Source organism: Acinetobacter sp. ACNIH1 (genome assembly GCF_002934695.1).
GTDB lineage: Bacteria > Pseudomonadota > Gammaproteobacteria > Pseudomonadales > Moraxellaceae > Acinetobacter > Acinetobacter variabilis.
Map to the genome: position 1 here is coordinate 153,063 of NZ_CP026420.1, position 12,028 is coordinate 165,090.

10 protein-coding genes are annotated in these 12,028 nt (G+C 43.3%); 5 read left to right on the plus strand and 5 right to left on the minus strand.

Going from position 1 to position 12,028, the window contains the following annotated elements; translation table 11 throughout:
* Positions 1-636 (minus strand): ComF family protein, encoded by a 636-nt coding sequence (locus C3F22_RS00790; protein WP_004786955.1) that lies wholly within the window; start codon positions 634-636, stop codon positions 1-3.
* Positions 623-2,668 (minus strand): ATP-dependent DNA helicase RecG, encoded by a 2,046-nt coding sequence (gene recG, locus C3F22_RS00795; protein WP_104425683.1) that lies wholly within the window; start codon positions 2,666-2,668, stop codon positions 623-625. The genes C3F22_RS00790 and recG overlap by 14 nt, the downstream gene beginning before the upstream one ends.
* 33 nt (positions 2,669-2,701) lie before the next feature.
* Here recG and C3F22_RS00800 point away from each other — a divergent pair, with 33 nt between their 5' ends.
* Together C3F22_RS00800 and C3F22_RS00805 are read left to right on the plus strand one after the other, a co-directional pair.
* Complete coding sequence (locus tag C3F22_RS00800; protein ID WP_104425684.1) at positions 2,702-3,514, plus strand: NAD(P)H-binding protein; 813 nt, start codon at positions 2,702-2,704, stop codon at positions 3,512-3,514.
* A 303-nt stretch (positions 3,515-3,817) separates the two neighbouring features.
* Positions 3,818-4,804: an IS110 family transposase gene (locus tag C3F22_RS00805; protein WP_004278529.1), complete on the plus strand. Its 987-nt coding sequence runs from the start codon at positions 3,818-3,820 to the stop codon at positions 4,802-4,804.
* 127 nt (positions 4,805-4,931) lie between these two features.
* Here C3F22_RS00805 and plsB read toward each other — a convergent pair whose 3' ends face one another.
* Entirely contained in the window at positions 4,932-7,499 is a 2,568-nt protein-coding gene (gene plsB / locus C3F22_RS00810; protein ID WP_004786948.1) for a glycerol-3-phosphate 1-O-acyltransferase PlsB, read from the minus strand.
* Between the two features lie 281 nt (positions 7,500-7,780).
* On the opposite strand from plsB, the gene C3F22_RS00815 reads away from it, so the two are divergent.
* Together C3F22_RS00815 and C3F22_RS00820 are read left to right on the plus strand one after the other, a co-directional pair.
* Positions 7,781-8,653: an acyl-CoA thioesterase gene (locus C3F22_RS00815; RefSeq protein ID WP_004786947.1), complete on the plus strand. Its 873-nt coding sequence runs from the start codon at positions 7,781-7,783 to the stop codon at positions 8,651-8,653.
* A 143-nt stretch (positions 8,654-8,796) separates the two neighbouring features.
* The gene (locus C3F22_RS00820) at positions 8,797-10,035 is read left to right on the plus strand and encodes a dicarboxylate/amino acid:cation symporter (RefSeq protein WP_004786945.1); all 1,239 of its coding nucleotides are present in this window, start codon (positions 8,797-8,799) and stop codon (positions 10,033-10,035) included.
* Here C3F22_RS00820 and C3F22_RS00825 read toward each other — a convergent pair.
* On the minus strand, positions 10,032-10,466 hold the full coding sequence (locus C3F22_RS00825; protein WP_104425685.1) for a VOC family protein: 435 nt from the start codon (positions 10,464-10,466) through the stop codon (positions 10,032-10,034). The two genes, C3F22_RS00820 and C3F22_RS00825, sit on opposite strands and share 4 nt — an antisense overlap.
* 117 nt (positions 10,467-10,583) lie before the next feature.
* Here C3F22_RS00825 and C3F22_RS00830 point away from each other — a divergent pair, with 117 nt between their 5' ends.
* Entirely contained in the window at positions 10,584-11,465 is an 882-nt protein-coding gene (locus C3F22_RS00830) for an IS982-like element ISAba9 family transposase (RefSeq protein ID WP_004282326.1), read from the plus strand.
* Between the two features lie 73 nt (positions 11,466-11,538).
* On the opposite strand, the gene C3F22_RS00835 is transcribed toward C3F22_RS00830, so the two are convergent.
* On the minus strand, positions 11,539-12,027 hold the full coding sequence (locus C3F22_RS00835) for a transposase (protein WP_004779999.1): 489 nt from the start codon (positions 12,025-12,027) through the stop codon (positions 11,539-11,541).
* Between the last annotated feature and the right edge of the window lies 1 nt (position 12,028).

Genomic DNA, 12,028 nt, shown 5'->3' on the forward strand with positions numbered 1-12,028 from the left:
TTAAAGTTTGGCTCCTGCCAGACAGGCGGCATAAATCTGCTGACAGCCCAGTTTTTCCAGTTGCTGGCTTAAAGCTCGAATTGAGCTGCCAGTCGTAACCACATCATCAATAATTAAAACCTTACGATAACGAACTTTTGAAGAGGTAGTGACTCTGAACTGGGCCTCAATATCTTCGATACGTTCCAGACGGCTTAAACCTTTTTGTGAATGTTGCTTAAGCCTTTCAATGGGCTGCCAGACGGGAATTTGTAAATGTTTGGCAACATGCTTGGCCAGTAACAGAGATTGATTATAGCCACGTTCAACTAGCCGTTCTGTTGAAATCGGCATAGGCACCACTGCACTGACTTTAGGAAATTTTAAGGTCAGTAATGCACCCGCCAATAAAGCTTCCAGATGCAGCTTTTGCTCATATTTAAATAATTGAATCAGGCGATCCATTGGGTAGGCGTAGTCACACGCCACTTGAAACTGCATTTCCTGACGCTGAATAGTCTGATGTGCCCAAGGTAACTGTTGCCAGCAATCCTGACAGACAGAATGCAGATTTTGATAATCTGTCTGGCATAGCTGACAAGGCTGTAAACGATTCAGCCAGTGTTTTCCCTGTTGAAGCAGCTTAAACATAGGCATAGCGTGGAGCCTCAGGTAACCAGCGTTTTAATAAGGCATCTGCCTGTTTCGGATAATCTTTTAGCATCTGCTGGGCGACATAATGCGCCTGATTCAGCAGATGATCATCACGTTCTAGCTTGGCTACACGGAAACCCATATCACCAGTCTGTTTGGTTCCTAATAATTCGCCTGGACCACGTAATTCCAGGTCTTTTTCGGCAATGATAAAACCATCATTGGTTTCGCGCATGATGCGCAGACGTTCCTGACCATTTTGTGACAATGGATTTTTATAGAGTAGAGCACAGAAACTGGCTTTGGCACCACGACCCACCCGGCCACGCAGCTGATGTAATTGTGACAGGCCAAGCCGTTCGGCATTTTCAATCACCATAATCGAAGCATTCGGGACATCGACCCCAACTTCAATCACGGTTGTAGCAATGAGTAGCTGCAGTTTATTGTCTTTAAATTCCTGCATGACTGCCTGTTTTTCATCGGCTTTCATTTTGCCATGTACCAGACCGATATTCAGTTCAGGAAAGCGTTCCTTGATCTCGGCAAAGGTCGCTTCTGCAGCTTGGGCATCCAGAGTTTCCGACTGTTCCACCAAAGTACAGACCCAATAAGCCTGTTTACCTTCAGCACAATTCGTGGCAATCCGTTGCAGAACCTCTTCGCGACGATCCAGCGGAATGGTCACAGTCTGGATCGGAGTACGACCCGGTGGCAATTCATCAATAATTGACGTATCCAGATCTCCATAGGCTGACATGGCAAGCGTGCGTGGAATTGGCGTTGCGGTCATGACCAGTTGATGCGGTGACATACCATCCAAGCCTTTATTTCTCAAGGCTAAGCGTTGATCGACCCCAAAACGATGCTGCTCATCAATAATTACTAAGCCCAGTTTGGCAAACTCGACATTTTCCTGAAACAGGGCATGTGTGCCCACCACCAGATGCGCACTACCATCACGGATCACTTGCTCTGCTGCTACACGCGCTTTACCTTTCTGCTTGCCGGAAAGCCAGGCGACATTTAAACCGAGTGGTTCGAACCAGCGCTTGAAGTTGAGGTAATGCTGTTCAGCCAGAATTTCAGTTGGCGCCATCAGCGCGACTTGCCAGCCTTCTTCTAGGGCATGACAGGCTGCTACGCCGGCAACCAAGGTTTTTCCTGCACCCACATCACCCTGCACCAGACGTAGCATCGGTTTATTCTGTTTCAGGTCTTTGGCAATTTCCTTGGATACGCGTTTTTGCGCACCGGTCATTTCAAAAGGCAAACCAGCCAGAAGCTGTTTGGCATAGGTTTTACTCGGGGAAAATGAAGGGGCTTCAATCTGCTGAATAAAAGCACGCCGGGTCAGTAAACTGATTTGATGTGCCACCAGTTCCTCAAAAATCAGACGCTGCTGTGCCGGATGTGAGCCTTGAGTGAGCTGCAACATATTGGCATCCAACGGTGGATGATGAATATATTCCAGTGCCTGCTTTAGGCCATAACCATTGCTAAATTTTTGTGGCAACAGTTCAGGCAAATCATCGCTATGCAGTTCTAGTGCCTGTTTAATATATTCCCGCAGCTTGGGCTGAGTCAGTCCTTCGGTTGCCGGATAGATCGAGGTGAGTTGGGTATGAGGCAGAGGCGTATGTTCAGTAATGACTTGCAGCTCTGGATGATACATTTCCAGACCACGGGCACCGACTCGCACTTCACCAAAGACTCTTAAACGGTTACCGAGCTTGCAGCGATCGGTAATGCCTTTATAAATATGATAAAAGCGCAAAGTGACTTTGCCAGAATCATCATCCAGTAACACCGCCATGGACTTGCGTTTACCGGGAGGGAAATCAACCCCTTTCACGACACCTTCCAGCAAATAGCTGCGTCCCACTGTCAATTGATTCATGGGAATGATCGTGCTACGGTCTTCGTAGTCACGTGGTAGATGAAAAAGCAAATCATCAGTATTAAAGATATTTAGTTTTTCGAGTAAAGCAGCGGCGGCATTGCCAACGCCTTGTAACTGATGGACTGCAGCCATGTCCCCTCAACCAGGTCTGTGATTCGGTGTCGAATGCATATTTTATTTATTGGTTATGGTAAAACATCCGAGCGGGTAGCTAAACAATTATTTGAGCAAGGTCATCAAATTAGCACAATTAGCCAAAGTCCCAAAACAGATTCATTCGCAACTCATCTGATTCAGGATGTGCATACTCTAGATTTAAGTGCAGTCGCTTCGATTGATTGGGTCTATGTGTTACTCAGTCCCAAACAGAGTGGTGTCGAAGCCTATCAGCACATTTATCTGGATTCGGTTCAGCCAATCGTCACTGCCTTGAAATCCCATCCGGTAAAAAGAATTGTGGTGGTTTCATCAACCCGGGTTTATGGACAGAATGCAGGTGAAAGCGTGGATGATGAAACTGAAATTCATCCGAATGATGCTCAAGGTGAAATTCTGCATCACATGGAACAGGCGTATCTCGCGGCTTATCCTGATCAATGTACCATTATCCGCCCAAGTGGGATTTATGGGACTTCTGTGGCACGTATGCAGAAAATGGCAGCATCGATGACCAGCTATCCAAATCTGCACTGGTCAAATCGGATTCATATTGAAGATTTATCACGTTTTCTAGTTCAGATGATTCACGTGGAACATCCTGATTCTTCATATATTTTGACCAATAATGAGCCACAACTTTTGCATGAAGTCCTGCAATGGTTCCAGCAGCAGATGGGTTTATTTATATTGAAAGTGGAAAGTGACAGGGTGAGGGGTAAAAAGCTGTATGCCACAAGAATGGAAAAGATAGGCTTTGAGTTAGAGCATCAGGATTGTTTTCAGGATTATTTAGAGTTGATGAATAAGACTGATTTATAAATTTGGAAGTTCCTCCTCCCTCTGGGAGGAGGTTAGGAGGAGGTTTTTTTTAAAATCACCTCCCCCTTGCGCAGCAGTGCTGCTTGTATCTTGATTGATATAGTGATTAGCTACCACTATACGCAAATTGTAGAGTTTGGAGTGCTGCTAAAATCTTAAATTTGAACCTGAGATAAAACCTACAATTTGCCCTTATCCCTCATACAACTCTGAACGGTAACTAAGCACTTTGATGCTGTATTCACAAGGTAAGATGATGGTTAATGGGATAAAAATCATAGCTTAAACTCAAGGAATATCACCATGATTATGCTAGGTATTGATGTCAGTAAAACCAAAATAGATTGTTGCATTTTCCCTCAAGGTTTGACTGGAAAAAGAAAAAATAAAATATTTACTAATACAGAAAGTGGCTTTGGCAGTCTGCTCAAATGGCTCATCACTCTTAAAATTGAACCTGATCAAGTGACAGCAATCATGGAAGCGACTTCGGTTTATCATGAGAATTTGGGATATTATCTATATGATGCAGGTGTAAAGGTTTGTGTGGCTAATCCTTCACGAGTAAGAGCCTTTGCCAAAGGCATGTCCATGCTAAATAAAACGGATAAAGCTGATAGTGAAGCTCTTTCACGTTATGGTTACACCGCAAAGTTAATCATATGGCAGCCTGAACCTGAAAATGTCAGATTATTAAAAGCTTTACTAGGCAGACGAGATGTCTATCTAGGTAGTCTATTGCAGGAAAAGAATCGACTTGAAAAGGCGCAGTCCACTCATACCTCCGTTGTTGTGATTAAATTACTTGAAGAGAATATTGAGTATTTAAATCAGCAACTTGAACATATTGATAAGTTAATAAATAATCACATAGATCAAGATCCAACATTGAAACAGGATTTGAAATTACTGCAAACTATTCCTTCAATCGGTGAACGATCAGGCTTATTACTGTTGGGGTTATTTCATTCGCACAAGTTTGAAAAAGCAAGTCAAGCTGCTGCATATGTAGGTTTGGTTCCAGTACATCAGTTGTCTGGCAGTTCAGTCAACAAGCAAAGTCACTTATCAAAAGCAGGTGACAGTAAAATACGCTCAGTATTGTATATGTCAGCATTAACAGCGATTAAATATAATCCACACATTGAAGCTTTATATCAACGATTATTAAGCCAGGGTAAAAATAAAATGTGTGCTTTAGGTGCTGCAATGCGCAAGCTTATACATCTGTGTTATGGTGTTTTAAAACATCAGACTGCCTATCAAAGAGATTATTTATTGGTCGAATAATCTCAAAACCTGATTGACTACCAAGACGGTATCTCATCTCCTAAAAGGAGAGGGAATATTTATCATTTTTATTAATTCTCAAGCAAAAAAAGAGAGGCCAAAACCTCTCTTTTTCTTTAAGTAAACTTTACTTTTTCTTGCGTTTCGCACGTTTCTTGGCTTGTTCAGCCGCAACCGCATCTAGTGCTTCTTTCAACTCTTCATCGGTAAAGGAGGTGATGTGATGCAGCATTTGCAGCTTCACTTCATCCAGTACCAGATCTGCATACTGCGCAACATTGGTCAGCTGCTCATCATAGACAATGGCATTGTCTTCGTTGGTACAAATATAGCCTTTTTGCGTCAGAACTTTGATAAAGCTTTGGAACAAGGCCTTGTCAAAGAATTCTGGCGAGTTGAATTCATACAGTACAGAAAGACGTTGCCCCACCAGATGACTCAGCTCTTCCACCTGACGGGTTGAAATATTGCCTGGGCCACGCTGGGTGATCAAAGCCAGTGTCATGTAATAGCGTTCCAGACTTTGGGTCACTGGAGCAGCCAGAACTTCAAGCTGGTGATGCGCTTCAGTATTCGGTGCTGGCGCTACCAGGTTTTCACCATCTGCACTGATCAGATTGGTTGCAAGTAAAGCATCGATATAAGCATCAACATGTTGCTGAATTTCGTCTTCTTTCCATTTCAGGAATAGCTCAGCTTTCAGGAATGGATAGAGTGTACTGCTAGCGTTGATCGCATCTTCACGGCGAATCATGCCATTGTGTTCTACCAGTGCCGCAATCAGGGACGGCAATACAAAGCTATGCACGATGTTATTACGGAAATAAGTCAGCAATACGGCCTGATTATCTTCAATGGCAATGATATCGCCCAGAACGTGTTTCACCCGTTTAATCAGCTTGAGCTTCATTGCATAGGCAATAATCTCTTTACCTGAAAGTGAGGTAATTTGCATACGCTCATCATAAGGTAAAGCCACCAGCAGATTACGGTAGGTATCCAGCTGCTTGATACAGATTTCTTCGTCCAGCGTATGTTTCGGTGTTGCCAATAAAATAAGTGACAGCAGTGAAACCGGATTCACCACGACTGCACGGTTGATATTTTCCAGAATGGCTTGGGCAGAACTGTTGACTGCGTCGGATACTGGCTGCGGAATCGGATCATCATTCTTTTCAATTTTGATATGTTCTGCACCATGCTGTTTCAGGATGTCATCCAGAAATACCGGTTCACCGAAGTTCAGATGGACCTTGCCAAAAATACGTTCAATTTTGCGCAAGGTTTTCAGGATGCCAAAAATAGATTCTGCTTCTTTCGGCTTGCCATTCATCTCACCGACATAAGTACCACCTTCCATCAGGCGTTCATAGCCGATATAAGTCGGAACAAAGACAATTGGCTTAGCTTTGCCACGTAAATGACCATGTACGGTCATCGCCAGCATGCCGGTTTTTGGTGGCAGCAGACGACCAGTACGTGAACGGCCACCTTCGATAAAGTATTCCAGTGGAGTATTACGTGACAACACGCTATACAGATATTCTTTAAATACGGTGGTATAGAGTGCATTACCGCGGAAGGTACGACGGATAAAGAAAGCACCACCACCCCGTAAGATCTGACCCACAAATGGCATGTTCAGGTTATCGCCTGCCGCAATATAAGGCACCATCAGACCACGACGATAAATCACATAAGACAATAATAAATAGTCGATATGACTGCGGTGACATGGCGTATAGACAATTTCATAATCTTTGGCCAGTTCACGCACGGTACTGAAATTATGTACTTCCACGCCGTCATAGAGCTGGGTCCATAAACGGGTCAGGGCTTTATCGGCGAAACGTACGGTAGAGTGAGAGTAGTCCGATACAATTTCATTCAGATAGCCAATCGCACGACGTTCTGCTTCCAGCATACTGATTTTGCTGCGGATGCTTTCATTACGAATAGCCGCCTGTACATCCGGAGATTTAATCAGGCCATGCATCACATTACGGCGGTCTGACAGGTCAGGGCCGAGGATCACTTCACGCTGTGCATCCAAATAGTCATTCAGACGGCTGACAATATAGGTCGCTGGCGCTGAATTTGGATAAGTTTCTTTGGCAAATTCCATGAGGGCGCGCAAAGATTGTGGCTCATGAAACTCCAGATAAGACTGGCGACCATGCAGACCGATATTGACCAGCTGTTTGACCCGGCTTGGCGTAGACCAGGTATCGGTAAATAAAAGCTTGAACCAAGAATCTTCTTTTTCAGGATCACGACCCCAAAGTACAGTCACCGGTACCAGTTCCACATCCAGTTCGGGATTTTTTTCTAGGACTTCAATCAGGCGTAACAGGCGTGGAGGAAAAGCATGTGGTGGTGAGCTAAGCAGATTATTCTCATCATGGTACTGCAGGAACAGCACTGAAGCCTTTTCCTTGCTGTCACCAATCTGTAGAGGATCGAGCGCAGGTGGCATATTTAAACGGCGAGTTTCTGCATCAACTACCAGCGCATTACTGCGTGAATGATTCTGCAAGATATAGCAGACAATTTTCTGCTGCGCTGCCGGAATCTGGTCAGCAGTAGGAGTTGTCACTTCACTTGGTACTTCCCCAAGAACATGCGGGGTGACCACAAGATCAAGTAGCTTACTTGAAAGCTTGCGATACATTTGACCAAAGCCACTCTTGGACATAGTTACTCCTAATTTTACTGACCAAACTACAGAATTTCTGAGGGAATTTATTTTGATTGATTATAAAAACAAACAATATGTCATTTTCTGACAAATTCAATCGAAGTGGTTCAATTTTAGCGCGAAAGCAGATGTTTTTCCTAGTAAGTTACAAGACCAGTTGACAGAACAGTCAATCAATCTTTAGAAGATTGCTTGGATTTTATGGCAGAATATTCAGAATAAATTGTATAGATTTATTTCTACACTTTTGGATCTTGCCAATATCACACAGGTTGCTTATGAATGCCTTAACACAGGAACTGGTCGAGCTGCTCAGTTTAGAAAAGTTAGAAGAAAATATTTTCCGGGGAATTAGCCGTAATCTGGTAGGCAAGCGCGTATTTGGTGGGCAGGTCTTGGGGCAGGCCCTACGTGCTGCGTCTTATACTACAGATCGTCCTGCGCATTCATTGCATGCCTATTTCCTGTTTGGTGGAGATGTTAATGCACCGATCATTTATGAAGTGGATCGTATCCGTGATGGCAAAAGCTTTGTCAGCCGTCAGGTTCGTGCCATTCAGCATGGCCGTACCATTTTTATGTGTATGGTCTCTTTTGCGCATCAGGAAGAAGGCCTGAACTATCAGATTTCAGAGCCTGAATATCCACCGGCTGAAAGCCTGAAAAATGAAGCAGAGTTAACCCGGCAGATTATTGAATTTATTCCGGAAAATGTGCGTGCGTCTTTCATGCGAGACCGTCATGTCGAAATTCGTCCTGTAATGCCAGTGAATCCATTCCAGCCGCAACCGGAAGCGCCGAATTATGCGCACTATATCCGTACTCATGGAAAGATTGCTGCAGAAGTGGATGAGATTTCCCTGCATCAGGCGATTGCTGCTTTCTATTCAGACTTTACCTTAATGACCACGGCGCTACGTCCGCATGGTTTGAGTTATCTGTCTCCAAGCTTGCAATGTGCCAGTATTGACCATGCCATGTATTTCCATAAACCGTTCCGGGTAGATGAATGGATGTTATACGACATGGATGCCACTCAAAGTGCCAGTTCACGTGGTCTGAACTTTGGCCGCATGTGGCAAAATGGTGAGCTGGTCTGCAGTACCACACAGGAAGGCTTGATCCGTTTACGTGAAATTGAAACCCAGTAAAGCATACTTTTAATTTAAATAAAGCCGGATCCCAGATCCGGCTTTATACATTTTTAAGCACGGCTCTTTATAAAAAAATACTCGATTCTCCAGCACTTGCATGGCATAGTGCCCTTAAGATCAATATTAAAAATGCATGTGAAATGAGCTTAAATACGCAGATTTTAATTGCCGCCGTATTGGGGGTACTGTTTGGATTTTTACTGACTTTATTTCCGCAAAGCACATTTTTTGATGTCGGTCTGTACGGGATTGGAATTGCCAGCAGCCTTTTTATTGGCCTGCTGAAAATGATTTTGATTCCCCTGATCTTTACGTCAATTGTAGTTGGGGTGTCTAATCTGCAGGCGGGGGGACAGCTGAGTCGGACTTGGAAAATCACCCTATTGTGCTGCGTGACCACCACCTCATTGGCATTGATTCTAGGACTGACCTGTGCACATCTGTTTAATGTGGGGAGAGGCGTAGATGTGGTGATGTTTCAGGATGCCATGGCTCAGCATCAGACTCCTGATACTTTAACGCCGTCGTCTTTCTTTACTAATTTTATTCAGAATACCCTGATCAATCCCTTTAAGGCCTTTGCTGACGGTAATGTCCTAGCCGTGGTAATTTTTGCTCTGTTTATCGGTGTGGCTCTGGTTGCAGGTGGAGACAGCTTCCGTACTGTGCGTAAGCTCAGTCACCAGTTTTTTGACATCATGATGTTGATGATTGGCTGGATCATGAAACTGGCACCGATTGGGATTTTTGCACTACTCGCCAAGTTAATTGCCACTGAGGACATTTCGGTACTGAGCCGTCTGGCCGAGTTTGCAGCTGTCGTGACAGGAACCACGATTTTTCATGGGATAGTGGTGTTGCCGTTATTGCTATGGATCTTCGGAAAAATGAATCCGCTGACCTTTTTTAAAGGCACCCGTAGTGCATTAATTACTGCCTTTGCCACCAGCTCCAGTTCGGCAACCATGCCGATTTCTTTAAAATGCGCGCAGGAGAATCTAGGCGTACGTCCGCAAACAGCTGGTTTTGTGATTCCTCTTGGCACGCAGCTGAATATGGATGGAACAGCACTTTATGAAGCTGCAGCAGCTTTGTTTATTGCCAATCTGATGGGGCTGGATCTAACCTTAGGTCAGCAGCTGGTGGTTTGTGCCACGGCAATGATTGCGTCCCTAGGTGCACCGGGCATTCCAAGTGCCGGCATGGTCACCATGATCATGGTATTGCAGTCAGTGGGTTTGCCTGCTGAAGCGATTGCGATTCTACTTCCGATTGACCGTCTGCTGGATACCGTACGTACTGTGGTCAATGTACAGGGCGATATGATGATTAGTGTGGTGGTAGATCGACATACCCGCGAGCCTGAAGTGCCGGTTTAATCTTTGTCTAATTCAGCTTTATCTAAGTCCGGATTCCAGACAATTTCCCAGACATGACCATTGGGATCCTGAAAATAACCTGCATATCCGCCATAAAAGTTGGTGTGTGCAGGTTTGATAATTTTAGCACCGGCACGTTCTGCCTGTGCCATTGCCTGATCGACTTCTAAAGGACTATAGACATTATGCCCTAGAGTCATTTGAGTCGGACAGATTGGGCTTGGCTCCAGACCGGTATCTTGCTGGATACTACGCTGTGGCCATAAGGCAAGCTTAAGACCAGGTTGTAATTGAATAAAAGCCACCGCGCCATATTCAAACTCTTCACCCATAATTCCTTCACTGGGAAAACCCAGTCCATCACGGTAAAAGCGTAGTGAAGCTTCCAGATCGAGCACACCGAGGGTAATCACAGAAATCCGTGCTTGCATAAGTCCCTCCTGATTATGATTGTTATATTTCTATACCCCAATCTCAACTTTTTAAGTGATTGAAATAAAAAGGACATAACCCTATTTTAGTTTCCACCAAGAAATTAAAGCAAAGTTATGTCCATTGAAGAATTTATCATTTTTGTCTATGTAATCATAGAAGAACTTTATCCCATTGTTGTTACTCAGCCCCTGAGAACTCGTGGTTTTCCGCCTGCTGTTACTGATGCAGAAATCATCACTATGCAAATAGTAGGTGAATTTCTTGGTTTAGATACAGACAAAAATATTTGGATGTATTTCAAAAACAATTGGTTAGAATGGTTTCCAAAATTAGGATCTTATCCCAATTTCTGTAAACATTGTGCAAACCTGTGGCATGTCAGTCAATCCATTATGGCACAGCTCATTCAGCGTTATGGTTCAGATAACATTCACTTTATTGATGGCTTCCCACTCCCTGTCTGTAGTTATACCAGAGCTAGAAAGCATAAAAACTTTAAAGAATACGCAGGTTTTAGTTATTGTGCTGCAAAACAAGAAAAATATTATGGTTTCAAAGCTCATATCGTCATTAATCTTTCAGGCATGATTTCGGGTTATACCTTTGCACCTGCTCATTGTGATGAGCGAGATGTTGCACCTGAAATTACGAATGATATTTACGGTTTACTGGGAGCAGATAAGGGCTATTTAAGACCAGAATTGAAACGATATTATGAATATCAGGGTATTGATTTACAAACACCCTTTAGAAAAAACATGATAGATTTCAGACCTAAAGAGACACTGCAAATACTGATGAAAGCCAGAAGAAAGATTGAAACAGTGATTGGTCAATTAACAGATCGCTTTCACATTCAGAAAGTGAGGGCAAAAGATCTATGGCATTTAACCCACCGCATAACTCGTAAAATTCTGTCGCATACAATTTGTGTGGTGCTAAATAAAAAGCTTGGTCATTCACCAATTCAATTCGAAAATCTTATTTTAAGTTGAGATTGGCGTATTTCTATCTTAGGACAAATAAAAAGCAGGGAAGCGATCCCTGCTGTTAGAAATTGTAATATAGCTAAATACTAAATAAATCATTACAGTAATCTTTAAACAATTTATCAATATCTTTAACTCTAAATTTATTGCGAATCATTTTTACTCGTGACCACATTTTTTCTATAGGATTTAAGTCCGGGCTATATTTAGGAAGCCACACAATGTAATGGCCTGCACAACGTATCAACTCCTGAAGCCTTGTTCCTTTGTGAAAGGTGGCATTATCCATAATCAATACACTGGTTTTTTTCAGCTTTGGCAATAAATCCTGTTCAATCCAGCATTCAAATACCTCGGTATTCACTGAACAATCAAATACTCCAACTGTAAGCAATCTATTTTCGATTAATGCGCCAATCGCATTGCTACAATTTTTTAACTGCCAGTTAAATTCAGCTTCAGCTCGCGCTCCTTTAGGGCTATAACTATGCGATCTCGTACTTTCGCTTTGAAAACCACTTTCATCGATATAAACCAGTGGTAATTGTTGTTCTAAACATTCAATCAAG